A 26,051-nucleotide genomic window follows, 5' to 3' on the forward strand; every position below is an offset into this window, starting at 1 on the left:
AGGCCCGGACCTTGAACAAGGTCCGGGCCTTCAGCGCTGTCTACAGCTGATGATTCAGGCGACGGCCGACCGCGCACGACTTTGGGCCCAGGCCGTCCGCTGGGCGGGGAACCTCCGGATCACCCATAGGTCCGCCCCGAGTCGATACGGGATGATGTGGGTCATGGTCACTCCGGTCGCGTCCGCTGTCCCTCGCCCTGCCGGTCGTCCTGTGCTGCGTTCGGACCAGGAGCGGGGTCTTGCTGCTGCGGTCCGGCATCTGCGTCGCCCGCGTACCCGGGCTTTGTATGTGGCGGCGACGGGGACGGGTAAGACTCTGGTGTCGATCCGGGTCGCGGACGAGCTCGCAGCGCGCCTGGTCCTGGTCGTCGTGCCCACGTTGGACCTGGCGGTTCAGACGGCGCTCGCGTGGCGCCGGGATGGTCATCTGGAGCACATGGTGATCGTGTCCTCGATGGACACCGCCGCGCACGATGCGCTTGCCGCCCGCAGGGTCGGTTCCACCAGCAGCCCGCAGGCGCTGGCCGCGCTCATGTCGGTCGTGGGGGAGAGGGATGATCAGCTCCCCGCCCTGACGGTGATCTCCACCTACGACTCACTCGACAAGATCGAGGCGACACAGCACACCCGCTACACCGTGCCCACTTTCGATCTAGCGATCATGGACGAGGCGCACCGCATCGCCGGCCGGGCGGACAAGAAGTGGGCAATGGTCAACGACGCGGCACGGATCCATGCCGAGCGCCGTCTCTACATGACGGCCACCCCGCGCAGCTTTGCCGCACCCGACCTGGCGGACTCCGCCTCGACTGCCCGCCGCCACCCCCGAACCCCTTCCGCACCGGCGGTGGATGCGGTGGCGAACAGCATGGACAACGAGGCCGTGTACGGGAAGAAGGTCTTCGAGTACCCGCTGGCGCAGGCCATTGCTGACGGCGTGGCCGCGGACTACCGCATCGTGGTTCCCACCGTCACCGACACCGAGCTCCGCGCTCGCCTCAACCTTCTCGCCGTCGGCACACCCTCGGGTTCGGACTCGCCAGAGGGGGCGCTGCGCACCACCGCCCTCCACCTCGCTGTCCTGAACGCCATGGCCAAGCACTCCATGCGCCGAGTCCTGGTCTTCTTCCACCTGGTCGAGGACTCCGTTCGCTTCACCCGCGAACTGCCTCACACCCTGCGCCGCCTCCGCACCGCCGACCCCGACTGCTTCCCCGGCCTCGACCCCGACGTCTTCCACGTCCACGGCGACCACACCGCCGACCAGCGCACCGACATCTTCGCCCGCTTCGCCGCCTCACCCCGCGCGATCCTCACCAACGCGAAAGTGATCGCCGAAGGCATCGACATCCCCAGCGTCGACGCCGTCATCTTCGCCGACCCCACCAGCAGCATCACCCGCTGCGTCCAAGGCCTCGGCCGCGCGCTTCGCCTGGACGTCTCCGGCAAGACCGCCAGCCTCATCGTCCCTGTTTACATCCCGCCCAGCGAGGACCCCGAGAACGTCCTCGGCACCCCCTACGAACCGGTCTGGGCCATCACCACCGCCCTGGCCAGCCACGACCATCGCATCCTCGAACGCCTCCCCGACAAGACCAACCGCCTCACCACCGAGACCAGCCGTCTCATCCAGCACCGCTGGCACTTCGACTACACGATCCACCCCGAACGCATCGCCCGCGGCATGGACCTCATCGCGTTCAACCCCCACGGCACCCTGACCCGCACCCGCCGCGAAGGCCTCGCTTCCGCCCAGGCCTTCCATGACACCTACGGTCACCTCGATGTGCCCGCCGAACACACCGACCCGGCAGGCTTCGAACTCGGCCGCTTCATCACCACGATGCGCGACGCCGCGACCGCCGGCCGCCTCGAACCCGACTGGATCGCCGAGCTCGACGCGCTCGGCATGATCTGGGACAAACACCAGGCCGCCTGGCGCGCCCGCCTTACCGCTGTCGCTGATTACCACCAGGCGCACGGCCACCTCGCCGCCCCCGCCACCACCCCCCTCGGGGCCTGGCTCGCCGAACAACGCTCCCTCGCCACACACGGCCACCTAGACACCGCCCGTGCCGCCGACCTCACCGCCATCGACCCCGACTGGCAACTGCCCCACGGCCCCGACTGGCACCGTAAGTACCACTTGCTGCGCCGCCACCTCCAGACCGGCCAGCCCCTCACCCCCGACACCACCACCGGCAACATCAACCTCGGCAGCTGGGCCACCCGCCAGCTCACCACGTGGAACACTCTCGACCCGGGCCAGCACCGCCTCCTGGCAGCCATCGATCTCACCCCCGCCCCACGACCCGGCGCACCTTCGCCCAGACCGTCCAGATCCTTGAACTCTTCCTCCACCGTGAACGCCGTGCCCCCGCAGCCCGCGAGACGATCACCGTTGACGGCGACACCGTGAAGATCGGCCCCTGGTTTGCCAAGACCCGCACCAAGATGCGCGCCGGCCAGCTCGACGCCGAACACGCACGCCTCATCGCCGCCCTCTTCGAAGGCGAGTGGACCAGCGAGAATCCTGCTCCAGCCTTCACCTGAGCAGTCCCACGAAGAAGCGGTGTCGCGCCACCGCTCAGGCTGGCCTTAGCTCCGAGCTCGCGATGCCACCTGACTGTGCAGTCCAACTACGCAGCGCCGCGACCGGCATCGCCGGCATTTCCGCTGCGCGCCAGCAAGCGGTTAGGAGCGACTGCTGACGAGTTCTTCCAGAGTGAGCTGAACACGCTGGCGGTTGATATCGCGTCCGAACATGAGGGTTGGCCGGTTGAGGGCGTCGGACTTGGAGTAGTAGCGGAACTGCAGGATCTGACCGCAGACGGATCGCACATCCGTCATCAGCCCGTCCTGGCAGGTGGCCAACACTGTGATGCCGTGATCCTGTGCAGCATCACGTAGAGCCGTAATGACTTCGCGTCGATGTTCGGCTCCCAGAGAGTCGCCGAGTTCGTCGAGGATCAGTACGCGGCCGCGGGCGTGCGGGGCTGCCAGCAGAGCGGCCAGGACGAGATGGATGGAGAACAGCTTCTCCTGGGCGGTATTGGTGGGTACGTCGTAGGGCAGCAACGGCCCGTTGGGATTGCGCTGCCATCGCGGGACGACATGGCATACCCACTGGTCCTGGGCGGTCTGCGGCTCTGTGACGGTGAATTCCAGATCGGCCCGGTACCCCTCACGGCTGTGGAGCTCGTTGAGTCGGCTGCTGATCCGGTGCAGCGCGCCGTTCACCCGCTCCTTGATGGACTGCTGGGTCTGGGCCAGGGCCTCGCGGGTTTCCTCGACCACGTCCTGGAGATAGCGGTGCTCGGTCTCTCGTTCGGCGCGCTTGGCCTCCACCTGTTCCCGGGCGCCTTTGTCCTGCTCCTCGTTGGCGGCCAGCCAGCTCCGCAGGGCCGACAGCGAGGCACGAAAGATGATGCCGTGGGGATCCTCGGTATGGACCTCATGGTGGTGCAGAGCGTCACCCAGCTCAGGCGTGGCGACGCCGGTGCTGCGAGAGTCGGCTGCCAGACGCGTGAGTGCGGACGCCAGCCGGGTTCGGCTCTCGCTGAGAAGCTCTAGGCTGGTGCGCCGTTCCACCTCGCCGCTATGGGGAACGACGGCATGGACGCTGATGCCATCAGCAGGTTCGGCACCAGGGGCGTCCTTTGGCACCTCGTCCCAGTTCAATGCCGCAAGGGCGTCTTGCAGCGTGTCCGTCCACACGAGGACGGGGTGGGCCGGGCCTTTGCCGCGCAGTTCCAGCAGCCGGTCGCGCTTCTGCGTTGTCTGAGCGATGTTCTTGTTGATTTCCTGGACGGACTTCTCGAGGGCCTTGGCGTGCTTAGTCGCGTTGTCGAAGGAGTCTTTGGTGCGCAGGGCTTCCTCGGCTGTTGTCGCTGCAGTACGTCTCAGGCCGGGCAGCGTCTCGTCGTGTGCGACAAGCTTCTCCTCCAAGGCGCGTGCCTCATCGCCGAGCCGGGAAGCCTCCGCCTGGGCGTTCGCCCTGTCGATATCGCGGCCAAGCGAGGTGATCCGGCGGCCGCAGCGTTCGATCCCGGCCGCCAGGGCGTCCCGCTCGGCCTGTACCCGTCCCAGCTGATTTTCGAGGTGGGCGCAGATGTCTTCCTGCCCGACGATCGGCTGGTCGAAGCCACCGACGACGTGGACGCCCAGACTCGGAAGCGAGGCGTGCGGGGGCTGCTCCACGGTGGTCGCGTCGGCAAGGGCGTGCAAGAACGGTGCTGCCAGAGGTGCGGCATCGACGATTCCCTTGGGCCAGACCGGCGCCGGATCGGTGTGGGCCGTACCGGCCCATGCCGGGGGACCGGTGACGAGCAGGGTCCCCGGCAACTCGCTGACGGCCTCGATCGCGCGGTCGAGGAGGTCCGCGGGGACGCAGACCGCATCACTCCACGGTGCCAGCCGGGCCTCCCACAGGGGGCGGGCATCAGGGTGGAGGCGTGTGCTGGCCATGAGCCCTACGGCGTCAGGGCACGGACCGTCGTGCAGTGCCTGCAAAGCAGCGGCCGCCCGGCCAGTGCGTCCCTGGCGGGCATCAGCGAGTTCCTGGTCTGTTTCCTTGACCCGTTCCTCGGCCCTGATCAGTTCAGCCTTCGCCTGCACAAGGAGGGCCTGCTGGGAGTCGAGCAGCTCAGTCAGCTTGGCCGGCGGCGGCCCCTCGTAGCCCTCGGCCCGAGCCTGGGCCGTGCGGCGATCCCGCTGCGCGCGTTCCAGCGCAGATCTGAGCTCTCCCCGCTTCTCGTTGGCTTCCTCCAGGCTCTGCTGCGCCTGCTGCTTCAGCTGGGACGCCTCTTGGGCTGTGCGTTCCAGCAGGCGGGTATCGCGTGCCGCGGTCAGCAGTTCCCTGGCCGTGCTCTGCTGCCCCTTCAACTCTTCCAGCGTGCCTGTGAGCAGCTCGAGATGGGAGGCGATGCGACGTTCAGTGACGAACGCGTCCACATGGGCTCGTGCCGAGGCCAGCGTCCACAGATCATGAGCCCGTTCTGTCTCGACGCGTGCGCGCTCCCGGGTGTCGACCGCGTGCAGGATCCCCTCTTCGTCCCGGTAGGAACCCTCGGCCTTCTTGAGTGCCTCGGCCAGATCAGCCTGCGTCTGGGCAAGCTTCTTCCGGTCTTGTACATCATGGGCCAGCATCGCGGCCTTGCCAGTGAGATCGATCAGCGCGTCCCCGATCTGGACGGGAGTGAAGGTGCCCGCGTCCAGCTTCAGCAAGGAGGGGCGCGACCTCATCCCGCCACGGCTGACGATGTAGGCGAGCAGCCGGGGCGCACGTCCGTAGAGAACCTCGGCGTACTCCGTAGCGCCCAACGGCTTGCCCCCGAGCCTGCGGAAGAAACCGGCAGCCTTCTCGTGCTGGCTGCGATCGTCCCCCTCGATCAGCAGGTGGACCCCGGTCTTGTGCCGCACTTCGACATGCGGCGACTTCGCGGATATCTGCAGCCACACCGTGTGAGCGCTGGTCTGAGGATCGTCCGGATCGGCAAAGACCCCCACCACATAGCCGACCTGGGCCGGCTCACTGACCTCTGGGGATGCTCCAGCCGTCACCGGCTCGAACAGCAGCTTCGGTGCATGCACCGAGCCGCCTCCGGTCATCCGCCACTCCGGGTCACCCAGCAGGAGCGCCACAGCAGCCAAAAAGCTTGTCTTGCCCGACTCATTGGAATCCTTGGGTCCCCGGCCCGTCACGGCCACGAAAGTGCCGGGTACGAGTGCCACGGGATGTGAGGTCAATCGCGCAATGAAGAACGTCTGCACGGCAACCAGCTGCCTGGTGCCGATCACACCGAGCTTGCTGAGCGCGACATTGAAAGGCTGCTCGCTCACACAAGATCCTTCCCTGCGCCGCCGCTGGCGGCCACAGACGGGGAAACAGGGCTGTCCGCCAGCTGCCGCCGGCGTCGGATGGCTGCCGCCAGATGACCGTCAGGCCGTCCGACAAGGATCAAGTCCTCCCACAGCAGGTTGCTGCGCTCCGCGGTCAGACGGTCTAAAGCCGGCCCGGGCAGGTATCGCCCTGTGGTGGCTTCCGCGACCATCCCGGCAGCCCTCAGACGGCGCAGCGCCGCACTGATCGCCACTTTGGAGATCTTCCGGTTCGAGGCAAGCACCGCGAGAGTGACCGTGTGCGTTTCGCCCGTCCACCGGCTGTGCCGGTGCCGGCCCTGAGCGCGGGGGAGCGCCACCGTGTGCAAGAGCACCAGGGCCAGCACTGCCCTGTCCACATCGCCCAAAGTGCCTGTGCCCTCGGCCACCAGCGCATCGCTGACCGGATCGCGAAAGCCCGTGACCCAGTTGCCTTGCTCCGTCTGCAGCAACTGCCGCCCGCCACGCTCCAGAGCCCGCCCGACCCGGGCCCGCAGCGCAGGATCCGCCAGCATCGGCAGACTCGCCCGCGGCAGGGGACGGCGCGCCGACTCCAGGGCGGCGATTACCGACCGGACAAGGTAACCGTCAGCGCCACCATCTACCAACCGGTCCCCGCCGCCGACCTCTCGCGCAGGCGCCACCGCCTTCTCACCGCCCGCTTCACCACTGTCCAGCCCCTCGGCGTGCATCGCGGGCAGCAGATGATGCCCGCGCCGAAGGCCCTCCACCACCACAGCCGGCAGCGCTGCGACAGCGGGCCCCAGCCTCAGAACATCTCCCTGCGAGACAAGGAGACGGGCTGTCTGCAGCACTCCGTCCACGGTCCGTTCCACCGCGTCCTCATCCGCCCCCAACCGGCAGCAAAGCGACACCACATCCGCACGCAGAAAGGCCACCCCCGGAAAAGGCAGCACCTCAGGGCGAGGCCACGCCGCACGCAGACAGGCCGCCCACACCAGCGTCGCGACCGGCGGCAGACCGACCTGCCACCCCGCCACCGAGATCCCCGCGACAGGAGCCGTCTCGGCGTCCCAACCAAGCACCACCAGATCGCCAGGCGTCGAGCCGGATACACGCACAATCCGGCGCCCGCTCCCACTCGCCGCTGAGGCTGCCCTGGCCAACACGGACTCGCCGACAGCAGCCGACGCCACGCCCTGAGCACGCAACCGCCCTAACAGCACCTGCGCCTGGAGGTCCTCCTCTGTATCGGACCCAGACGAAGAAGAGCCATTCTCAAACGTCATCCCCACCACCGTCGGCCTCGTCGCTCACGTCGTGCCTGCGCAGCAGCAGAGGATGCAGATAGGTGACAGAGGCAGCCGGATCAGCCAGCAGCGCATCCTCCACCACCACGCTGTACGGCTCGCCAGGCTCGTCACCCAGCGCCAGAACATCCGTGATGATCGCCGCCGCCGCCGGCCAGCCCGCCGCGTACAGGAGCGCTGTGAGATCAACCTCCTGGTCCCCGGCCAGCAGCTCGTCGGCCAGGAGCCGACGATCCTCCAGGAGACGAGAATGAGCTCCCTCAGCCCACTCCCAGGGCTCCTCCTCCTGCTCGGCATCGTCCATCACGAGCGGCCGCCCCCGGGCACCTGAGCGCGGAGCGAAACCCGACACCGTCTCCAAGACCTGCGCCGGGTCAATCCACACCGACGGGGCATCCGCGACAAGTGCCGTGCCCACCTGAGACAACAGCGCCACATCCCCCTTGAAGGCTGCGTCGGTGTACTCGCTCACAGTCAGAACATCGAAGTTCAAACTGCCACCGCCCTGCGCGAGAACCTTGTCGGCCGCGACCATCACCTGCCGCCGGTAGAACTGCTCCGCCTCAATCAGAGCCGAAGCCGCCTCTTCCAGTGCCCAACTGCCACTGAACCGACTCGTCACCACCTCGTTCAGCTCCGCCACCTGACGCGTGAACCCCTGATGATCATGCTGTCGCTGTGCTTCCATCAGCTCCGTCGGCGTCCCCGTGGCGACCAACCGCTGCAAGTCCAAAGCGAAAACCCGCAGCGCGTTACGGCACGACACCAGATAGTCCAAGGCAGCCTCAGGATCAGGATTGCTGCGGTCGAACACAGCCCTCGCCCGGTCCAACAGCAAGATCAACTCATCGACGCCACCGTGCTCCGCCAACCTCTCGGCAGCCAAAGCTCCAGCCAACCCTGCCGGACGCACCACGTACCGATCCTGATGAGCCTTCAGCAGATAAGGCTCGAGAAACCCAAGGCGTGTCAACACCGTCAGCCGATGCTCGATCAGATCCGAAGACCACTCCCGAGGATCACCCGCCAACGCCTGCACCACCTCGGCCCGCGTCAAACCATGCGGACCGGAATGCTCGGCAAACACCTTCAAGATCGCAAGCGCCACCCGCGCCACCTCAGGATGCCGCGCCACAGCACCGGCATCCTCAGCAACCGGAGCCATAAACGCCCGCCAGTTGGCCAACTGCACCGCCGCAGCGAGATCCGCCTGCTCACCATCCCCGAACGCGAGCTGATCACCCACCGGCCGGCACCGCACCCAACAGCTCCACCAAACGCGGCAGCACCTTCCTGTGCAAAGGCTCCTGCTCCAACGACTCGCCCGTCACCGCGATCTCCGACGCCAACGCCCGCAGCTCCACAGGCCCCTCATCAGCCATCCGAGCCGCCAACGACTGAGCCTTCACATACTGCTCAGGCTCCTGCTCCCTGTACGGCCCAGCACGCCACAACTCAACCTCCATCCCCACCGCGTGCACCTTCCGGCCGAGCCGTCGAGAGATATCGTCAATGATCGCGATCCCATCAGCATCCAAATCCCCCCAGATCGCGAGCCGCTGAGGCTGCATCCACTCCAGCAGCGCGACCAGCTGGTTCGTCACGTACCCCTTGCCCCAGACGCACAGCCACTGCGACGTCACCTCGGGAATCGCACATACACGCTCAAAGGTGTCCGAGTTCTCCACCAGGAACACCCCCCGACCTCCGTGCTCAACCTCACCCACCAGCCGCAACGCCCCAGCAGGCACCGCGATCCACGGGTTGGCCACCGAAGCATCGGCAGCCACTGACCCCACCCGCCACCGCAGAGGACCTCTCACACGAACGTCGATATCAGCCTCATCGACCGCGAGGTCAAAACTCACCCCGACCAAGTTCTCAAAGGCAGCCTGCCGAGCAGGAGTCCACTTCTTCGAACCGCCCAGAGCAAGGCCAGCCAACTCCTTGGCAGACAATCGCTCCCCAGCCAAATCCGCCGGCCACCACACCGAAGCCGCCCGCACGGCAGCCTCATAAGCCGTCCAAGCCTCCGTTCCCACGGCACTCCCCAACGGAACCCGAAGCGCCGAGCCCACCGGACACCCCTCCAACAGTGCCCGCTCCCACTCCAATTCAGGAACAGGGGCCATCAACGCGAGCAGCTCCTTGCGCATCTCATCCGGGTCCCGCCACCCCCGCAACTCCTGCAACAACTCATCCGTCTGCAGCGCCCACGAATGAGACAGGCGCCAACTCAGCGGTTCCGAAAGCTCCAAGTCCTCGTCGACCGCACACCGGAGCACGACACCGCCGCACCGAACCAACGCCACAGCAACAGCCCACGCCTCGTCCTTGAACCGAGACGCCACCGCAGCCCACGACCTCCGCCCGGCCGACAGGACCCAGATCAAATGCCTGCCATCCAAGGAACTTGGCGGATCGTAAGCCGACTGCGCGTAGGCAGTAACCAGATCAACCTCCCGAATACGCAGCAAGCCCTGCCGGTTGCGAGGAGCGCGATTCACCCCCTCGCGCCGCACCGGCACGGACAATGCGTCCGTCCCTTCCGGCGTCCCAGCCACCGACACTCGGATACGTCCCTGCGCCTCGCTGAACAACAGCTCAAGCGACCCCGTCCCTCTGACGCCCACACCCACCCCTCAGACCTACCCTGCGAATCAGACCAAAGGCATATCCACCCCCCTAGCAAGACACACATAGATCAACCAGGCCCCCACAACTCAGAAAATGAGGCCCAGCCAACACGGCTGAGCGCCGCACATCACGGCACGCCGCCAGGGACAGCGCCTTCGCCCGCAGCGTCCCCGGCCCCGTCGCCCTCCGCTGCCGCGGCAGATTCGTGTGCATCATCGGGCCCGCGCCAGCTGCCGCCCGAACCGCACCTCCCTGCCCGAAGCCGGCGCGAACCAGCTCAGCACCTGCTCCCAGCCCCCCTCCTGCGCCCCGCGGAGGGAGCAGGCACCCCTCGCACGACGCGGGCCCCACTCGGGGACTGCGCGGCGCATGCCGCCGCTCACACGCTGGCGAGGACATCGCCCCCCACACGGGGCCATGGTCAACCTCGTCCTCGACATCCAGGAAAGCAAGGACACCGTCTACCAGGCCGCCGCCGAGCGCATCTGCACTTGGCGCCTGTAACCCCCGAGCCGGGACGCTCCGGCTCCGCGCTTCGTCATGCGGATGGCGCTCCACAGCCCCTGAACGCTGCTCCGGTCCTTGGCCGAACTCACGCGCGGAGCGCACGCCGACCCGCGAGCCTCGCATGTGACCGGCGGGTACAGAGGCGCTTGTCACCACCCGCCTCCCCATCTTCCACCCGGGCCGCTCGTGACGGTGCCAGCCTTGCGCATAGAGAACAGATATCCGGCTTTGGCCGCGCAGCCTGCCTCTAAGCTCTTCCCGACGGGCTCAGGCAACGACTGTCACCCGCACAGCACGAAGGGGACGGGGAGTAAATGCTCGACTTGGACGACCTGGTGAACCGGGTGGTCAACCCGGACGTGCGGCCGCTGGTGAAGGAAGCACACCGCTGCTACGCCACCGGCGCCGCCCGAGCCGCCATCGTCCTGACCTGGACCGCAGTGTGCGCGGACCTGATCCATAAGATCGAGGTCCTCAAAGAAGAAGGCGAGCCCGACGCCCGCCCCCTGGCCGAGGACGTCGAGCGCGCCCAGCAGCCCGGCGCGGCCGACGCGGTGCCCCTCATGCTCAACGTCGAGAACACCATCCTCGACGTAGCGGAGAAGCTGGAACTGATCGACAACACACACAAGACACAGCTCGAGCGGCTGCGCGAGGACCGGCACCTGTGCGCCCACCCCTCCCTTCGCCCCATGGGAGAGCTGTACGTCCCGACGTCCGAGTACGCCCGCGCCCATCTCGCAGCGGCCCTCGACGCAGTTCTGGTGCACCAGCCGAGCCAGGGCCGCAAGGTGCGAGACAGCTTCATCGCCCACGTTGCAGATCCCGCGTTCACGTTCGAGGCCGGCTACCTCGGCCACACCTTCTTCGACCGCGTCCGCCCCACCTCCCGCGCGAAGCTGGTCGACTTCGCTGCCAAGTTCGCCCTGCTGCAGATCGAGGACGACAGGATGCCTCTGGCCGCACCGATGTTCGCCGATCGGATGGCACAGTGCCTGCGCCTGTTCGCCGACCGCGACCAGCCCCTGGCAGAGGAGTATCTGGCCCGGCACATGTCCAGACTTGAAACGGCTGAGCCGGCAGTCCAACTCGCGGCTCTCGGCCGTCTCGGCGACCTCCCGGCGTTCTGGAAAGCGCTGCCCGACCCCATGCGCACGCTCTACAGCACCAAGATCACCAGCATCGCCACCCAGATCGCAGCGACTGGCTACCTCCGACCCGACGAGACCAGGGCCCTCGCTCTGGTGGCCTACCCTGAGGTCCGCACGAGCCTGCCTGCTCTGACGAGCACATTCACGGTGCTCCCGGTAGCCGAGCAGTCCCGGGTGATCGGCGTTCGACCCGACGCATACTTTCTTCCCTGCCTTCCCGGCCTGCTCATGGGTGTGCGCAGCTTCGACGAGGGTGAATTGGTCGCCCGCACCGCCATCCTGCCCAGCGCCGGCCTGATGAGCCTGGAGGACACGAAGGCCGTCCTCAGGGCATGGTGGGACAACGAGAATAGCCAGACCTGGGGCCGCGCCATGCCCGGCTACCTCGTTGCGCTGTACTTCACCACCGCCCACCTCGGCCAATCGAGAGACGAGATCTGGAAGGCTCACCTGGAGGAGCTCCGCCCGTTCCCAGACCTGTTCAACGCCATCGCCCGCGGTACGAGTCTGGCGGTGCCGATCGTCCAGGGCTGACCACTGCCACCGCCTGTCGAGCCCTATCCGAAGCCGTAGCGGTGTCAGACGGTGCCCCACGCACTCCGCGCCTCATCAGCCAGCCCGGCCTGCTCGTGCAGGGTGCTCGTCCAGGTGTTCACGAACCCGGCGGCGCCGCCTTCGTCACCGGGAAGGCGAAAGAGGTCCGGGTCTGCCATGAGCTGTTCCATCAGCGTCTCGTACAACTCGTCCAGCATGTCGCCGTGGCAGGCCGTCAGGCCTTCGGCGAACTGGCGGGGCGTCGGGCTGATCGAGACGACCTGGTCGAGGACCGGCCCATGCCGCGCTCGTCGATGAGTGCCCGCAGTGCGGCCAGCCCGGGGGTGTCGGGCATGAACAGGCCGTGCAGCATATACATCGCGTAGAACGGCCGCAGCCCGATCAGCACCGTCCGCGCCCTCACCAGCTCCTCGTCACTAGCCCCGCGCACCTGCTCCACCGAGTCAACCTCTCCGAGCAGCTCCCACGGCACCGGCGGCGCTTTACCGTGCTTGGCCGCGCCCAGCATCTGCGCCCACTCGCCGGCCGTGAGATCGAACATGCCGACCGCGGCAAACCCCTCGGACAGCGCCTCTGCCCCGACCTCCTGCGGCCCCAGCCCGAGCGCCGCGAACAGATGCGCCACACCACCGGAGCCAGGCTCATCCGGCGGATCCTCACCCGCCAACAACGCCGCCCGCATCACCGCAGGATGCACCGGCCGATGATAGGGCCGCGCCGCGAGCATCCGGCCCGCCACCGCATACAGCGCATCCTCACCCGCCCCCGCCGCGTGTCGGCGGACACGTGAACGTGCCCAGTCACGTACGGATGAACGTGCCCACTTCCTGACGTACCGAGGACTGATCGTGGGCAGTCTGCTGCCGGCCTGTGAAGGGTGGCGGAGGGCGGCTGACCGTGGTCTTGGACCCACAACGATGGATGGAGCTTCGACGCTTCCGCGGGCTGTTCGAGTCCGGGGCGATGAGCCTGTCGGAGATCGCGAAGGAGACCGGGCTTAACCGCCGCACGGTCCGCAAATACCTGTCCTCTGAAGGCCCGGTTGCCCCGCCTCGTCGGGCTGTGCCGGGACATGGCCGTCGGCGGAAGGTGGATGAGGTCGCGCCCCTGATCGACGCGATGCTGCGGTCGGAGATTCTGATCAAAGGGGCTGTGGTTCACGAGCGGCTGGTGGCCGAGTACGGCTTCACCGGCACCTACCAGCGGGTCAAGCTCTACATGCAGGAGGCCCGGCCTCGGATCGCGGAGGAACTGGGCATCAGCCCGGGCGAACTGGCCGGCCTGCACCGCAGATTCGAGGTCGTGCCCGGGGCACAGGCTCAGGTCGACTGGGGCGACGAAGGGCAGATCCTCGCCCACTTCGGCATCCCGAAGGTCTACTCGTTCCACATGACCTTGTCCTACTCGCGAGATCCGTTCTGCTGTTTCACCACCAGCCAGGACCTGGCCACCTTCTTCGACTGCCACCGGCAGGCGTTCGCCCACTTCGGCGGGGTGCCGATGTCGATCGTCTATGACCGCACCAAGACCGTCGTCCGACGCCACGTGGCACCGGGCGAGGCCGTTCCGCTGCACCCGGAAGCGGTTGGGTTCGCCGGGCATTACGACTTCGACATCGACGTGCTGGCCGCTTACCGCCCCACCGGGAAAGGCCGGGTCGAGCGGCAGGTCCTGATCGTCCGCGACCACGTCCTGGCCGGACGGTCCTTCTCCTCCATCGAGGAGCTGGACTCCGCTTTCAACGCCTGGGTTCCGTTGCGCCGGGCGAAGTCCCACGGCACCCACGGCGAAGTCATCGGGCACCGCGCGATCCGCGACCACATGGCCCTCAGGCCCCTGCCGGCGACACCCTACGTGGTCACCCAGCGGCACCTTCGCTACGTCGGCAAGGACTGCCTGGTCGCCTTCGACGCGAACCTCTACTCGGTCCCGGCCCGCAAAGTCCGCCCGCGCCAGCTGGTGGAAGTCAGAGCCACGGAGTCCCAGATCACGCTGCATTCCACCGTCCCCGATACCAACGGCGACACCCTGCTGGCCATTCACCGCAGGGCTGTCGGCCGCGGGGCCTGCATCGTCGACGAGAAGCACTGGGACGGTCTTCCCGACGGCCGGAACCGGCGGACCACCACCGGTGACATCCCTCCGCAACCCCGCCATCAAGACGCCCTCGGCGAGGAAACGGCCGGCTCGCTGATGGCTCTCCTGAACCGGGCCGCGGCCGTCCGCGTCGAGGTCGGCCGCAGACCCCTGTCGGTCTATGACGAACTGACCGGAACCCGTCCCTTCACTACCCACCCCACACAGGAGGAGCCCAGTTGAGCGAGCTGGTCAGCACTCGAATCCGCACCACGGCCGCCAAGCTCGGCCTGCCCCACCTGGCCGAGAGCCTGAACCAGTACGCCGGCAGGGCGGACGAGGCCAAGATGGGCTACCTCGACTTCCTCGACCTCGTCCTGGCCGAGGAACTCGCCATTCGTGACGACCGGCGCTTCCGCCAGGGCCTGCGGCTGTCCAAGCTGCCGCACCACAAAACGCTCGACGAGTACGACTTCTCCTTCCAGCCCGAACTCGATCCCCGGAAGATCAAAGACCTCGCCACCCTCGCGTTCGTCGAGGCCAAGGCCAACGCGGCCCTGCTGGGACCGCCCGGGGTCGGCAAGACCCACATCGCTGTCGCGCTCTCGGTCGCCGCCTGCCGGGCCGGCTTCTCCGTCTACTTCACGACCCTCGACGACATGGTCCGCCAGCTCAAGGCCGCCGAGGCGGCCGGACGCCTCAACAGCAAGCTCCGTACTGACCTCCGGCCCGGTGTTCTCGTTGTCGATGAGGTTGGCTACCGGCCCCTCGAACGCGCTGAGGCGAACCTGGTCTTCCAGGTGATCTTGAAGCGCTACGAGAAGGGCTCGATCATCCTGACCTCGAACAAGACCTTCAGCGAATGGGGACAGGTGTTCGGTGACGAGGTCCTGGCCACGGCCATCCTGGACCGGCTCCTGCACCACTGCGACGTCGTCTCCATCAACGGCCCCAGCTACCGACTCAAGAACCGTCTCGCAGCCATCGAGCGCGAGACCGCAGCCTAGACCACCACCTCCGGATCTGGCCCTTGCTTGCACACCCCTGCCCCCTCTGCTGCCGCCCGCCGGGCGGCAGGATGGGCGGATGGCAATGACCGAGACGGAACTGCTGGCCCTCCTGCGCGAACTCGACGACCCCGAGCGGCTGGAACAACCGCAGCACTACGACCGCGCCGCGACCGGCCTCGCGTTCAGCAGGCTGGTCCGCCGGCTCGAAGTGGACTTCGGAGCCCCGTGCGAGTCCGAGCGGGACACCCAGGACTCCAGTGAGTACGGGCGCATCCACGTGCCCGCGGACGCGGCGATCTGCGGAACACGGATCGTGGTCTGCGTGAGCAAGTTCGGCTCCCTCGTGTGAGTTCTCGTTTTTGGTGCGGTAGAGAGGGTGTTCTGACCTGTGGTGATGGGTGGTTGAGAGGTGTGGTGGCGTGTTTTTCACGTTTTGATCATGGTTTGACGTGCTGTACCGCAGGCCTGGTGAGATTCCTGCAGGTGTATTGAGAATTCTGGTGATGGCTTTTCGAGGTTTCGCCTGCTGGCGGGTGCCCGCTTGGGGCTCGGGTGCCGCGCTGTGCTGGTCACTTCGTTGAGTGCCCCGACCAGTGGCCGCGCCCCGCGAACTCGTGCGTCCACCGTTGCGGGAGGGAGGGATGGCTCGTGGCTGGCACCTGCTGACCGGGGTTCCAGTCGCCGAGGCCGGCATGGGGTTTTGCGGACTTCGGGGGAGCGTGGACAGCGAGACGGCGCGGGTTGGTTCGTGGGTGGGCTGTCCGAACGGCAGCCGTACGGGAGTGGTGTCTGTGAGGCGCGCCTTCCGCAGAGCTGCTCGCGATCCTGCAGCGCCTGCACGGTCACGGTCGGCTGTCCCTGGGAGGGTGGTGGCTCTGGAAGGTCGGGAGAGCGCGGAGGCTCTGGATGGTTTCGGGTTAACTTGATCTTTCAGGGGGTCTGAGCAGGCATAAACGGTGAGTGCGTGTTTTTGGCGGGTGATTACGTCGCTCTGCATGCCCGCCGATCCGGCTGGCTGTAGGGGTGCCGGTGCGGGCACGATGAGGTCTCGACGGCGGTGCGAGCTCGCGTCAATCCCGCCTTATGACACCCGAGTTGGGTGTGTGGCCCCTACCTGTCTGGAGTTGCTCATGTCTGCCGTTTCTCTGCCTGCCGCTGGCCCTGAGCCGTCGGTGTCCTGCTCCACCCACCTTCCCGCGCAGGTCCAGCCGGGCCGGCTGGGTATCCCGGAGGTCGTGGTCATCGTCGTGGTTGTTGCGGCATCGGCGATCTTGGCTGCCGGTGACCGGCAGGTTCCGGCTGCGCTGGTTGTCGTGGCCGCCGCCGTGGCCGAGCTGATCACCGGTCGCCGTACGAGCGACGTTGCGAAGCCCTCCCGTCGCCGCGCCCGGTGACGATGGGCCGTCCGACCAAGCCGGTCGACGCCAGCGCCCGCCCCCGGCTGCGGGCCCTGGCCGTCTACCTGCGCAGGCTCAAGGGCGAAGCCCGCACCACCTACGAGGCCCTGTCCGAGTGCACCGGTCCACCGAACACGCCCGGGTACCGCGGTGCCTCCACCCTCAGCCAGGCGGCCCGCGGTACCCACCTGCCTCCGCTCGACACCGTTCTCGCCTACGTCCGTGCTGCTGGCGACCCCGGCAGCCGGCAGACGCGGCGGTGGGTCGAGGAAGCACGGAGTCTGTGGAAGGCGGCCGCGATCGAGAGGGCTCGCCCGTATCTGTCGGGCCGTGCCCGACGGGTGCGGCAGGTCCGTACCCCGGCTGCTCTGGGTCAGGAGCTGACGCGGTTGCGTCTGCGGGCCGGCCGCCCCTCCTACAGTGCGATCGAGCAGGCGACCGGGGCCGGTGGGCATCGTGTGCCGCGTTCGACGGCCCACCTGATCCTGAACGGGAAGGTCCTGCCCAGCCACGAGCAGCTGTCGGTGCTCCTGAAAGCCTTCGACGTCAGTGCCCAGGACATCGCCGAGTGGCAGATGGTTCTCGACCGTGTCCAGGGCCGCCGGCGACGGCCCGAACCGCCGAGGCAAGGACGAGGGCACGTGTGCCCGGATGCTGACCCTGCTCTGCAGGAGTACCTCGAGCGCCGTGAACGCGATGAAGAGATCAAGCGGCGCACCGGGCAGATCCATCCGGATGAGACGTACGAAGACTATGAGGAAAGGATGCGCGAGACAGCGTTCAGGGAGGCCACGGATTATTGGTTGTACGGGTACGCCGAGCTCGAGGACGACAAGCCGGAGCACGAGGTCGAGGGGTAAACGCGGATTGCTGAGCAGGCCTCCCTTGTGTGCTCGGCTGCAGGTCATGGCAGAGCGCGTCACTCCCATGGGACGAGTTGATCGTTCCTGACGGCGCCCACGAGCTGGGCGCGTGCCGCCCACCCGCCATCACTTGAGGATGTTGCGGCCACTTTCATTGAGGGGCCGGAGCAGGGCGGTTGCGCGCCGCCTTGAACGGTGAGCGTGGCTGCACCCAGCGCGCGAGGCCTGTCACCACTGCTGCTCGGTGTCGGCTCTGTTTGGGAGGTCGAGGTAGTGGGCGGCGTCGGCAACGATGTCTTCGGTGATGGTTTCTGTGTGGTCGAGGATGGCGAGTTGGGCGGCCATGGCGATGAGTGGTGTGAGGTGTTCCATGAGTCCGTGGGTGATCCGGTAGAGCTCTTTCTGGTGGTTGAGGAGGCTGCCGGGTGTGTGGTGGCGTAGCCGGAGTCTGCCGTCCAGCGTCGCGAGGGTGGCGACCCATTCGTCGGGGTGTTGTTTGCTGCGGGGTGGGAGCCGGTTGACCCAGAGTGTGGGGACCGAGCGCGCCCGGATCGGCGTGGTGGTTTCGGTGGGCCGGCGTAGTGCGGGGAAGCGGTTGGTGCGGGCTTCGCGGAGGATGTCGCTGGAGCCGATGCCGCTCCAGAAGACGGTGAGTGCGAGTTCGTCGGCGAGGTAGTCGAAGTAGTCGAATGTCGGCTGGAGGTCTTCGGGCCGCAGCCGGTCGATGCCGTCGATGAGGCAGACCTCGGTGTGGGCGTGGCGCATGACGTGGACGGCGGGGCCGGTGAAGTCTTTCATCCGCTGGACGGGCCGTTGTTCGGTGTCACTGCGGTAGAGGTCCCAGCCGATGAACACCGCGAGGGCCGCGGACCAGTCGGCGGGCGAGCCCTGTTCCCAAGGGGCGTTGATGCAGACGACGGGGATGCGGCTGTCGTCGATGCCGTGGAGTTTTTCGCGGCGTCCTTGGTGGGCCAGTCCGATGTGGTGGAGCAGGGTGCGTTTGCCGGTGCCGCGGCAGTCGCTGTCGATGGCGATGTGCGGGCAGGGGTGGCGGCGTTGGCCGTTGAGGCGCAGCAGGCGGCGTGCGGTGTTGAGGCCGGTGGTGATGTCGGTGGTTTCGACGAGGCCGAGCTGGGCGTGGTAGCGGACCCGTGGGTCGTCCTCGTCGACGGGACCGGTGTCGCCGGCCGGGGGGATCGGGGGAGAAGGGGGCTGGTGGCGTACGCGGGCGCGCCAGCCGTCGAGCGTGGTGGGTGATCCGGGATCCGGCAGTGGTGGCGGTGCGGGAGGAGGGGCACTCGGGGTGTCGCGGGCGGGGGTTCTCACCGGTCGTCTCCTTGCGGTGAGGGGTCCGCCTCGTCGCCGGGCGGCCGGTGGGGTGGGGGAAGGCCAGGGCTGCTGCCGGTCTGGGAGGTGTCCCGCATACGGGGTGTGCTGTCGCTGTCGCCGTCGCTGTTGGTGGCATCACCCGGGGCGTCGTCACGCGGGGCGCCGGGACCAGGATCACCGGGACGAGGAGCGCGGGGTGGGTTCAGGCCGGGCAGGGATGCCAGGAATTCCTCGAGGCTCTGGCCCGGGCCGCGGGCGGGTTCGGGTCTGTCGTCGAAAAGGTCACTGGCCGGGCGGTCGAGGGAGCGGAAGGGCCGGACGGTGTCCGGGTCCAGGGGCGGCATGTCGTCCGTGGGGTCGGCCGGGGCTGGCAGAGCGGGATGGGCTGGCGGTGTGGGACGCGGCGGCGCGGTTGTGTGGGGAGCGGCCCTGCCGGTGCCGGTGCCGGTGCCGGTGGGTGCGGGGCCAGCGTGGGCGGTGCGCAGCAGCTGCGCGGTGGCGCGGGTGATGGCGGCCTCGTCATGGCGCCTGCCGCCGGCGGCGAGGTGGAGGTGGAGGGCCTGCGCCCAGGTCTCCTCGGTCCACCGGTCGTCCAGGAGCCGGCGGTGGATGAAGGGGACCTCGGTCCACGGGTCGGTGCCCGCTGCGGTCCGGTGGTCGAACAGCCAGGCCACGCCCGGGTGGTCGGGGGAGTAGTGGACCTCCCACCGCCCCTGTCGCGCGGTGATCCCGGACGGCCTGCGGAAGGGGTCGAGCCTCCCGCCGCCGAGGTTGTAGGTGCGGTTGTTGATCTGGAAGCCCTTGCGGCTGACCCGCACCCACACCGCCGGCAGGAGTTTGCGGGTCTCCTGCGCACTCAGGGCGGTGGACCGGTAGCCGCGCAGCGAGACCATAGCGGCGTACATCTGGTTGGGAGTGAGCCGCAGCCCGGGGGTGAAGGGGGAGCGCAGCGCCCCATGCGGGGTCTGCTGCCAGTGCAGGACCACCCACTGCTCGAACAGGTCCTGGAGCTGGGGGATCGTCCACAGCGGCTGTTTGCGGATGCGCTTGCCGCGCAGGTCCAGGCGGTGGTGGGTGTAGGTGGCCAGGTACTGGCTGAAGCCGGTCTTCACCGCCCGCATCGCGCGCTCCACGATCGCCTTGTCGACGGCGGTGCGCAGCCTCGCCTCACGCACCTCGATGCCCAGGCTGTGGCAGGCGCGGGTGAAGTCCGCGGAGATGAAGGGCGAGCCGTGGTCGATGACGAGTGTTTCCGGTTTGATGACGGGCCGGGCGGCGGCGTGGGCGAAGCGGGGGTCGGCGGCCAGGAGGTCTTCGAAGGGAAGGCCGGATCCTTCCATGAACGTTTCCGGTGCCCAGCCCGGCCGGGCTGGAAGCGGGGCCATGGTCTGGGCGAGGACCCGCATGGTGTCGAAGGAGCGGGTCGCCCGCCCAGCCTGCCACCGCCCCTTCCCACTGGTGCGGCCGGTCCGTTTGGGCACGATCATGGAGCCGGTGATGCTGCGGGTGGCCACATCGACCGCGATCGTGAGCTCCACGGAGATGACCCGCCCGTCGTCCCCCAACACCAGGACGTCCAGCCCGGTGGTGTCGATCTGCACCAGTTCCCCGGGCCAGCGGGCCCAGGTCGCCCGCCGGGCCCCGCCCCGCGCCGCGCCGCTGATGGCGGGACCGGCCGCATGCCGGGCCGCGGCCTCATGCGCGCTCTTGGCAGTGATCCCCAGCCGTTCCAGCAGCCGGTAGAACGTCGCCGGACTGATCACCAGCCCCCGGGCGGTATCCGGATCGGCCAGCAGATCCGCGTAGCGGGCCCGGACCGTCTGCTCCACCCGGCCGATCAGCCGCGACAGCGTCCCCGGCGACAGGCCCCTGGCCCGCTCGTCGTCCAGGATCTCCCACACGATGTCGACCACCCGCGCATCCACCCGTCCATGCGGTGCCGCGCTCCGCAGGTGCCGCTTGTCGACCAGGCCCATCAGGCCTTCCCTGCGCCAGGCCGCGCACTTGCGCTCCACCGTGGCCGCGGACACCGGCACTCCGGCGAGGGAGAGCTGCTCGGCCTTGGCCCGGTACCGCTCGCGCAGGGTACGCCGTTCGGGGTCGAAGGCCGCCTCGGGCACGGTGGTGGCAGCAACGTTCGGGGCCTGCTGGTGCAGAACCTCCTTGACGTGCCGCTCCCACCTCTCAGCAGCCGTGCGGACATCGCGCGGCAGGGCATGGAACTCGCCGGTGCGACCGGGCAGCGTACTGCGCGTCACCGCCCGGTCCAGTACGGCGAAGTCGGGGGCCGAGGTCACAGCCGTCTGCAGGATGACCAGCGGCTCCACCGGCTCCAGCGGCTTCCCGCCTTCCGCTATGTCCGCAGGTTCTGCCTGCTTCCCGCTTCCCGTCGCCAGCTCTGTGGCGTTGAGGAAGAGACGAGGCCCGTGGAAGGCGGTGACCACCCAGGCGGCGCCACGGAAGCGGACGGTGTCCCCCAGAGCCAACGTGTCAGCAGCAGAAGCAGCCAGCGCTGCCCCTGCGGTGCGCTGCCGGTTCCCTGTGGTCACTCAACCCCCCTGGCGCAGGCCCATGCCGTCGACGACGGTGTGAGCGGCACGGTCATGTCCGTGTGCAGGCGCCGTACCCAGATCAGGTGATAGCCGAGGTCCAGCCCCGCCAGTACCGGCAGACCGGCGGCACGTACCCCGGAGCGGATGGTGCGCGGCGAGGTGAACTGCTCGGCCAGCGCCTGGTCCTGCCCCGGGGTGAGCCACCGCGGGCTGCGGGCGGCATACAGCAGTGCGAGGTTGTCCAGTTCCACTCCGCCGGGCGGCACCAGCACGCGGGTCTGCCAGCCGGCAGCTGCTGCCGCCACGTCCAGTACCCCTTGATCGCTGTCCCACCGGTCGGTGAGGTTCTCCGGCCGCACGCAGATCACCTCGCGCCGTCCGTTCCGGGAGACGACGAACGCCGGCCGCAGACGGTGACGGCGCCCCTGAAGACTCCAGCGCAGCTCCATCGGCCCCGCGCTGCGCAGCCCCACCGTCGGGTCGCGGTCCAGGAGCATGGCGCAGTGCTGCTGACGCAGCGAGCCGCACGCCAGCCCTTGGCCGGTGTCCGATGCCCATACCTGGGTGACGAACGATTTCCGTCCCAGGTAGGGGACCGGCCGGTCCAGCGGGGCCAGTTCCTCGAACGGCACCTCGGCGGCCTCGGCCACCGCAACCTTCCGCTGACGCCCGAACCGGTCGAGATAACAGACGGCGATGTCACCCGCGCTGACCAGGGTTCCCGGCATGGCCGCCCCCTTCCTCCACCGGTGGCCAGGGCCGCAGCCACGCGGGCCCCCGCCCCAGCATTCCCGCCCCAACCAACGGTGCGCAGCCACTCGCGGCTTCACTCACCGAACAGGGGAGACGTCCACACGCGCGTACGAATGACGCCGGCAGCATCCCCCAGAGGGACTTCACACGGCGGCGGACGGATCGCTCCAGTCCCAGGGCAGACAGCAGCGCTCAAGCGACGCCGAACTCTCATCGCCCCGGTGGACCAGTGCCGTCACCGGCAGCCGGACTCGATGCCGCCCGCCGCCTTCCTGGCCCCCTGCGGGTGGTGCGCACCACTGGTGCCGGGCGAGCCACTCCGCCACCGGAACCCGCCAGCTGCCCGACGCAAGCCCGAGCTCGCCCGCGAGCCGCGACAGTCCGCCCACCAGTTCGGCCTCGGCCTCCGCCCAGGGCCCGCCGGGCCGGTCAGCCCGCCGCTGCTCGTAACGCAGCAGAGCCCTGGCCACCCGCAGCGCCTCCGGATACACCAGCAGCCACGCCGTCTCGACATCCCCCGCCCGCACCCCGGCCAGGCCTGCCCGATGGGCCCACGGCCCGCCCATCGGGGTACGGCGCCACCACCATCCGGCAACGGCGAAAGCGTCCGCGGCCAAAGCCGCCCCCACCGGCCCGAACCGCCGCTCGATCCTGCGCCGCCCGCGATGCGCGCGCACCGATTCCGGCAGCCGGGCCAGATCCACCCCTCCCGGCCCGTCCTGGCGCACATGGGTGAACCGGCCGTGCCGCTCGCAGATCCTCCACCTCTCCGCACCCACCAGCCACACCTCACCCCAGCCCCCGCCCCGTGACGCCGCACACAACCCGCAGCCCGGAACCAGATAGTGCACCGGCGGCCGCCACGGCCACTCCCACCGCGCCTGCTCACCAGGCAGAAGATGTGATGCACGCAGATGCGGCAGGGCCCACCGCAGCCGCGCGGACGGTACGCCAAGCATCCGCGCGAGCCGGCCCACGGCTGCGCCGCTCAGGAACACCTCGGCAACATGCGGCCGCAGAACCTGCTGCCCGGGCGGCCCGTCACCAAGCTCGGCCAGCAGGAAATCGACCCCCACGCCCTGCGCCCCGGCCACCCGCCACAGAAACGAGCAGTTCGACTCGTCAGCGACGAAACGAACCGGCCGCCGCGGCAAGCTCCCCGTCCACACCACCAACCCAGCACCCCCACGCCATGCCCCGAAGGCCTGCCGATCACTGCCCCAGCAGCCGCCGCCCGCACCGCTCATCCCCACACGGCACCAGTCATCCGGTCGACGAGACTCCAGCACCCTGACCCGTCCTACCCGGCTCTCTACCACGGCGAGACGCCTATGACCGGAGGGTTCATCCACACGAGTGAGCGATCCCGAGACGAGCACCACACACCACAGGGCCGCTCCCCATCCTGGCCTCACAGCCCGTCACCCCTGGCCGCAGGAGCCACCCCTGTGCTGCACGACATGCCTGCCGAACGCCTGACCAGCCAACTGTGGACACGCCAGCGCGCCGCCGCGGACTGCGTCCTCAACGCCTTCGCCATGGGCCACGCACGCCAGCAGGTCATCATGCCCTGCGGTACCGGCAAGACCCACCTCGCCGTTCACATCGCCCACGAACTCACCCCCAACAGCCGCAGCCTGACCGTGCTGCCGACCCTGGAGCTGCTCAACCAGACCGCCCGCGTCTGGCACACCGCCAACCGGCCCGGGCACTACCTCGCCCTGTGCTCCGACACACAGACCAGCGAACCCGTCCTCGACAACGTGCTCACCATGACCCGCGATCCGGCCCACCTGACCGCCGCCCTGCGCACCGCCGAAGGCCCCATCAGCGTCTTCGCCACCTACGCCTCACTGCCCAAGCTCGTCGAGGCCCACCACAACCACCTGCTACCCCGCTGGGACATCGCGATCGTCGACGAAGCCCACCGCACGGCCGGCCGGCGCCGCAAACCCTGGGCCGTCATCCACGACAACGAAGCCATCCCCGCCCGCCACCGCCTCTACCTCACCGCAACACCCAAGATCTGGGACACCAACCGTCCCACCACCATCGAACCGATCGCCTCCATGGACGACACCTCGCTGTACGGCGACGTCGCCTACCGCTACTCACTGGCCGAAGCCATCCACGAGGGACGACTCGCCGACTACCGCATCGCCGCCCCCGAGATCCACCACCCGCACCTGCACGCCTACCTCACCGAACGCGACACCGCCCGACGCACCCCCCAGGCCGACGCCATGCGCGTTGCAGCAGCACAACTGGCCCTGTTCAAAGCACGCGAAGAACACCAGATCCGCCGCACCGTCGTCTTCAGCCGCAGCATCGCCCAGAGCGAGGCCTTCGCCGAAACCCTGCCCGAAACCGCCGCCGCCGTCCCCGGCGACCATGCCGCCGGCTTGTGGGCATCAAGCGTCCACTCCCGCCACAGCCGCCGTGAGAGACGAGCGCGCCTGGCCCGTTTTGCCCAGCCCCCGCGCCACCCGAACGGCAGGGCACCAGCCGACCTGAGCGTGCTGTGCAACGTCCGCCTGTGCGTCGAAGGCGTCGACTTCCCCCAAGCCGACTCCGTGCTCTTCGCCGACCCCAAACACAGCACCATCGACATCGTCCAGGCGATCGGCCGCGCTCTGCGCATCGGCCCGCAGACGACCAAGACCTCCACCCTGGTCATCCCGGTCTTCTTCCGCCCCGGACAACGCCCCGAGGACGCGACATTCGGTACCCCGTACCACCTGCTGCACCAGATCATGATCGCTCTCAAGGCCTACGACGAGCACTACTTCCACCGCCTTGCGGCCAACGGCACCACACCGCTGCTGCCCACCCCTCCGTGCGCCATCCGCCCCGCGCGCGCCCCCGAGATCGCCCCGCACCTCATGCTGCGGATCATGGAACCCGAACCCGACGTTTGGGAAACCGGCATGGCCCACGCACAGCAGTTCTTCGACACCCACGGTCACCTCGACGTCCCCAGCAACCACATCACCCCCGACGGCTTCCACCTCGGCTGCTGGCTCGGCCACCAGCGCACCCTCAAAGCCGCCGGCAACCTCCCCCCAGCCCGCGCCGTCGCCCTCACCACCTTCAACATGCGCTGGACACACACCCCCAACAGCACAGAGACCTTCCTGCACACCGCCCAGGCATACGCCCACGAACACGGACACCTGCTCCCCGCACCCACACAGGCCTACCAGGGCAAACCCCTGGGCCGCTGGCTCACCGAACAACGCCACCTGGCCGACGAGGGCACTCTGCCCGCCCCCTACCAGCGCGCCCTGAAAACCATCGACCCCTGGTGGAACCCGGCCTGGCCCCAGGCATGGCAGCGCATGTGCGCCCAGGCCCGCACCACCAGCACACCCCTGGCCATCTCACCCGGCCCCTTGCCGCCCCACGCGGACGACCTCACACGATGGCTGGACGAACAGTTCGACCTCTTCCCCACCCTCACCAAGGGACAGCAGGCACAGCTGGCCGCACTGCCCCTCACACACGACCCCCTGGCACTCGCACTGCGCCGCCCCTCCGACAGCCGGAGCACCACCCACGCACACGGACTTAGGGCCGCCCGGCGCTTCTACCGCGCACACCAGCACCTGCGAGTCCCCGCCAACTACACCGAAGAACACAACGGCCACCACACCCCACTGGGCTACTGGATCTCCGACCTGCGCACGCTCGCCGCTGCCGGCCGCCTCACCCGAGAAGAGATCGACTCCGTCGAAGCCCTCGCCATGGAATGGCTCCCCGGACTCCGATGCGAAGACACCCCAGCCGTGCTCCTCGCGACGACCACGCACACCTTCGAAGCACACCAGGCCTCCCGCAAGTGAACACAGCCCAGCCTCCACAGGGACAGTCCCGCTCCGCCCATCGACCACGTGCCGCGCCCGCACTGCTTACCCACACCCGCGGGGATGGCCCGCCGCGTGCGTTGAGGGGCCGGACTGGACAGCCTGCTGTCCGCCTGTGCGGTGATGGGCTTGCGAGGGTGTGGCACCGAGCAGAGAAGGGCCTTACTGCGGCGGCCGCGCTGTACTCCTTGCGTCTGCGGGGCTGGT

At 68.5% G+C, this 26,051-nt stretch carries 20 protein-coding genes; 10 read left to right on the forward strand and 10 right to left on the reverse strand.

Annotation, left to right across the window (positions count from 1 at the left end; all coding sequences use genetic code 11):
- Nucleotides 1–163: 163 nt before the first annotated feature.
- Together ACZ7G1_RS34640 and ACZ7G1_RS34645 are read left to right on the forward strand one after the other, a co-directional pair.
- A complete protein-coding gene (locus ACZ7G1_RS34640; protein WP_471204376.1) occupies nt 164–2,419 on the forward strand; it encodes a helicase associated domain-containing protein in 2,256 nt (751 codons plus the stop codon).
- Nucleotides 2,416–2,553 carry a hypothetical protein gene (locus ACZ7G1_RS34645; RefSeq protein WP_470874982.1) on the forward strand — a complete coding sequence of 46 codons (138 nt, stop codon included), beginning with the start codon at nt 2,416–2,418 and terminating at the stop codon, nt 2,551–2,553. Before ACZ7G1_RS34640 ends, ACZ7G1_RS34645 begins: the two co-directional genes overlap by 4 nt.
- 141 nt (nt 2,554–2,694) lie before the next feature.
- Here ACZ7G1_RS34645 and ACZ7G1_RS34650 read toward each other — a convergent pair whose 3' ends face one another.
- From ACZ7G1_RS34650 to ACZ7G1_RS34665, 4 genes are all read right to left on the reverse strand, one after another.
- The gene (locus ACZ7G1_RS34650) at nt 2,695–5,841 is read right to left on the reverse strand and encodes a hypothetical protein (RefSeq protein WP_470874980.1); all 3,147 of its coding nucleotides are present in this window, start codon (nt 5,839–5,841) and stop codon (nt 2,695–2,697) included.
- The gene (locus tag ACZ7G1_RS34655; RefSeq protein ID WP_470874978.1) at nt 5,838–6,962 is read right to left on the reverse strand and encodes a hypothetical protein; all 1,125 of its coding nucleotides are present in this window, start codon (nt 6,960–6,962) and stop codon (nt 5,838–5,840) included. The genes ACZ7G1_RS34650 and ACZ7G1_RS34655 overlap by 4 nt, the downstream gene beginning before the upstream one ends.
- A gap of 157 nt (nt 6,963–7,119) precedes the next feature.
- Entirely contained in the window at nt 7,120–8,397 is a 1,278-nt protein-coding gene (locus ACZ7G1_RS34660) for a hypothetical protein (protein ID WP_346168676.1), read from the reverse strand.
- A complete protein-coding gene (locus tag ACZ7G1_RS34665; RefSeq protein WP_470874975.1) occupies nt 8,390–9,751 on the reverse strand; it encodes a Wadjet anti-phage system protein JetD domain-containing protein in 1,362 nt (453 codons plus the stop codon). Before ACZ7G1_RS34665 ends, ACZ7G1_RS34660 begins: the two co-directional genes overlap by 8 nt.
- A gap of 406 nt (nt 9,752–10,157) precedes the next feature.
- Here ACZ7G1_RS34665 and ACZ7G1_RS34670 point away from each other — a divergent pair, with 406 nt between their 5' ends.
- On the forward strand, nt 10,158–10,292 hold the full coding sequence (locus ACZ7G1_RS34670) for a hypothetical protein (RefSeq protein WP_470874973.1): 135 nt from the start codon (nt 10,158–10,160) through the stop codon (nt 10,290–10,292).
- A 317-nt stretch (nt 10,293–10,609) separates the two neighbouring features.
- Nucleotides 10,610–11,980, forward strand: a complete 1,371-nt coding sequence (locus tag ACZ7G1_RS34675; RefSeq protein ID WP_470874971.1) for a hypothetical protein — start codon at nt 10,610–10,612, stop codon at nt 11,978–11,980.
- Nucleotides 11,981–12,024: 44 nt separating this feature from the next.
- Here the strand turns inward: ACZ7G1_RS34675 and ACZ7G1_RS34680 are convergent, their stop codons facing one another.
- Together ACZ7G1_RS34680 and ACZ7G1_RS34685 are read right to left on the reverse strand one after the other, a co-directional pair.
- The gene (locus ACZ7G1_RS34680) at nt 12,025–12,198 is read right to left on the reverse strand and encodes a hypothetical protein (protein ID WP_470874969.1); all 174 of its coding nucleotides are present in this window, start codon (nt 12,196–12,198) and stop codon (nt 12,025–12,027) included.
- Between the two features lie 17 nt (nt 12,199–12,215).
- The gene (locus tag ACZ7G1_RS34685; RefSeq protein WP_470874967.1) at nt 12,216–12,698 is read right to left on the reverse strand and encodes a hypothetical protein; all 483 of its coding nucleotides are present in this window, start codon (nt 12,696–12,698) and stop codon (nt 12,216–12,218) included.
- Between the two features lie 224 nt (nt 12,699–12,922).
- On the opposite strand from ACZ7G1_RS34685, the gene istA reads away from it, so the two are divergent.
- The 5 genes from istA to ACZ7G1_RS34710 all read left to right on the forward strand — a co-directional run bounded on the left by istA (nt 12,923) and on the right by ACZ7G1_RS34710 (nt 17,344).
- A complete protein-coding gene (istA, locus tag ACZ7G1_RS34690) occupies nt 12,923–14,320 on the forward strand; it encodes an IS21 family transposase (protein ID WP_470874965.1) in 1,398 nt (465 codons plus the stop codon).
- Entirely contained in the window at nt 14,317–15,084 is a 768-nt protein-coding gene (istB, locus tag ACZ7G1_RS34695) for an IS21-like element helper ATPase IstB (protein ID WP_470874963.1), read from the forward strand. Before istA ends, istB begins: the two co-directional genes overlap by 4 nt.
- Nucleotides 15,085–15,163: 79 nt before the next feature.
- Entirely contained in the window at nt 15,164–15,436 is a 273-nt protein-coding gene (locus ACZ7G1_RS34700; protein WP_470874961.1) for a hypothetical protein, read from the forward strand.
- A 781-nt stretch (nt 15,437–16,217) separates the two neighbouring features.
- On the forward strand, nt 16,218–16,481 hold the full coding sequence (locus ACZ7G1_RS34705) for a hypothetical protein (protein WP_470874959.1): 264 nt from the start codon (nt 16,218–16,220) through the stop codon (nt 16,479–16,481).
- A complete protein-coding gene (locus ACZ7G1_RS34710) occupies nt 16,478–17,344 on the forward strand; it encodes a hypothetical protein (RefSeq protein ID WP_470874957.1) in 867 nt (288 codons plus the stop codon). Before ACZ7G1_RS34705 ends, ACZ7G1_RS34710 begins: the two co-directional genes overlap by 4 nt.
- Nucleotides 17,345–17,575: 231 nt before the next feature.
- On the opposite strand, the gene ACZ7G1_RS34715 is transcribed toward ACZ7G1_RS34710, so the two are convergent.
- The 4 genes from ACZ7G1_RS34715 to ACZ7G1_RS34730 all read right to left on the reverse strand — a co-directional run bounded on the left by ACZ7G1_RS34715 (nt 17,576) and on the right by ACZ7G1_RS34730 (nt 23,156).
- Complete coding sequence (locus ACZ7G1_RS34715) at nt 17,576–18,673, reverse strand: P-loop NTPase family protein (RefSeq protein WP_470874955.1); 1,098 nt, start codon at nt 18,671–18,673, stop codon at nt 17,576–17,578.
- Nucleotides 18,670–21,225: a transposase family protein gene (locus ACZ7G1_RS34720; protein ID WP_470874953.1), complete on the reverse strand. Its 2,556-nt coding sequence runs from the start codon at nt 21,223–21,225 to the stop codon at nt 18,670–18,672. The genes ACZ7G1_RS34715 and ACZ7G1_RS34720 overlap by 4 nt, the downstream gene beginning before the upstream one ends.
- Nucleotides 21,222–21,956, reverse strand: a complete 735-nt coding sequence (locus ACZ7G1_RS34725) for a TnsA-like heteromeric transposase endonuclease subunit (protein ID WP_470874951.1) — start codon at nt 21,954–21,956, stop codon at nt 21,222–21,224. Before ACZ7G1_RS34725 ends, ACZ7G1_RS34720 begins: the two co-directional genes overlap by 4 nt.
- 168 nt (nt 21,957–22,124) lie before the next feature.
- Nucleotides 22,125–23,156 (reverse strand): hypothetical protein, encoded by a 1,032-nt coding sequence (locus tag ACZ7G1_RS34730; protein ID WP_470874949.1) that lies wholly within the window; start codon nt 23,154–23,156, stop codon nt 22,125–22,127.
- A gap of 285 nt (nt 23,157–23,441) precedes the next feature.
- Between ACZ7G1_RS34730 and ACZ7G1_RS34735 the strand changes: the two genes are divergently transcribed.
- The gene (locus ACZ7G1_RS34735) at nt 23,442–25,823 is read left to right on the forward strand and encodes a helicase associated domain-containing protein (protein ID WP_470874946.1); all 2,382 of its coding nucleotides are present in this window, start codon (nt 23,442–23,444) and stop codon (nt 25,821–25,823) included.
- Nucleotides 25,824–26,051: the final 228 nt, after the last annotated feature.

It is taken from the genome of Streptomyces sp. NPDC037273 (genome assembly GCF_055603625.1).

What these genes read in the sequence shown, in the direction of transcription:
- ACZ7G1_RS34640 (WP_471204376.1), top strand. Translation starts at nt 164, where the DNA reads ATGGTCACTCCGGTCGCGTCCGCTGTCCCTCGCCCTGCCGGTCGTCCT.
- istA (WP_470874965.1), top strand. Translation starts at nt 12,923, where the DNA reads ATGGAGCTTCGACGCTTCCGCGGGCTGTTCGAGTCCGGGGCGATGAGC.
- ACZ7G1_RS34725 (WP_470874951.1), bottom strand. Translation starts at nt 21,956, where the DNA reads ATGCCGGGAACCCTGGTCAGCGCGGGTGACATCGCCGTCTGTTATCTC.
- ACZ7G1_RS34670 (WP_470874973.1), top strand. Translation starts at nt 10,158, where the DNA reads ATGCCGCCGCTCACACGCTGGCGAGGACATCGCCCCCCACACGGGGCC.
- ACZ7G1_RS34675 (WP_470874971.1), top strand. Translation starts at nt 10,610, where the DNA reads ATGCTCGACTTGGACGACCTGGTGAACCGGGTGGTCAACCCGGACGTG.
- ACZ7G1_RS34680 (WP_470874969.1), bottom strand. Translation starts at nt 12,198, where the DNA reads ATGCTGGACGAGTTGTACGAGACGCTGATGGAACAGCTCATGGCAGAC.
- ACZ7G1_RS34700 (WP_470874961.1), top strand. Translation starts at nt 15,164, where the DNA reads ATGGCAATGACCGAGACGGAACTGCTGGCCCTCCTGCGCGAACTCGAC.
- ACZ7G1_RS34705 (WP_470874959.1), top strand. Translation starts at nt 16,218, where the DNA reads ATGTCTGCCGTTTCTCTGCCTGCCGCTGGCCCTGAGCCGTCGGTGTCC.
- ACZ7G1_RS34735 (WP_470874946.1), top strand. Translation starts at nt 23,442, where the DNA reads ATGCCTGCCGAACGCCTGACCAGCCAACTGTGGACACGCCAGCGCGCC.